Raw genomic sequence first — 952 nt, forward strand, 5'->3', positions numbered from 1 at the left:
TCCTATCCCTATTCAAGGTGGCGATATGGGCTTTCACAAAGCGGCCTCCCTACCGACAGAGCTATCAAGCAAAATTACCAACCTCGATATTGGTGCAGTCAGTGAGCCGTTACTAACGCCTGAAGGTATCGATATCGTTAAGCTGGCTGATAAAAAAGCCAGTGATACCATGCTGATTCCGCAGTGGCATACTCGTCATATCTTGGTAAAAGTCGATGAGTTACAGACAGATGCACTGGCTGAACAGAAAATTAATGATTTGTATGAGCAACTGCGTAATGGCGCTGATTTTGCTTCCCTAGCATCAACCTATTCAGACGATCCAGGATCGGCTGGCCGCGGTGGTGATCTTGATTGGGTCAGTGAAGAAGATATGGTGGGTCCATTTGAAGCCACAATGAAAAACACGGCCGTTGGTGACTACTCTGCTCCATTCAAAACTCAATTCGGCTGGCATATCCTAAAAGTTGATGGTAAGCGTCAGCAAGATGTCAGCGAGCAATATCGTCGCAATATGGCACGCCAAGCGTTATATCAACGCCTAGCGCCTCAAGCACAAGAAGACTGGTTGCAAGAATTGCGTGCAGGTGCTTACATCCAAGTACTCGGTTAAAGACCTACGTTTAACTGCTTGGTCATAAGTTAATACACTGAGCGCTAATAATACTGATTAGCTTGCACAGAAAAAGGGTATATGCCAATGCATATACCCTTTTTTTATTTAGAAATTGACTGCCAGTTAATTAGAATAATGGATAGCAAACCGCCTAAGTACAATTAACTTAATAGACGGTTAAACCAATCTATTTAGATGTGTATGGCAGGAATATTACACATCGACAAATGATGCACAAAGAAAAGCCCCGAACCTAGGGCGATTGGTTCGGGGCTTCAGTGCTTCATGTTATTATTATCTCTCTTCCATGTTGACTCATCCTAAGTCATAAACAGT

General features: G+C 43.4%; 1 protein-coding gene. It reads left to right on the forward strand.

The genetic code is table 11. The features are described 5' to 3' along the window. Positions 1–613 (forward strand): peptidylprolyl isomerase (locus ACS8FC_RS15380; protein WP_439297414.1); only part of this gene is annotated, 613 nt, incomplete at its 5' end. Positions 614–952 lie beyond the last annotated feature (339 nt).

It is taken from the genome of Psychrobacter sp. 1Y4 (assembly GCF_051847555.1).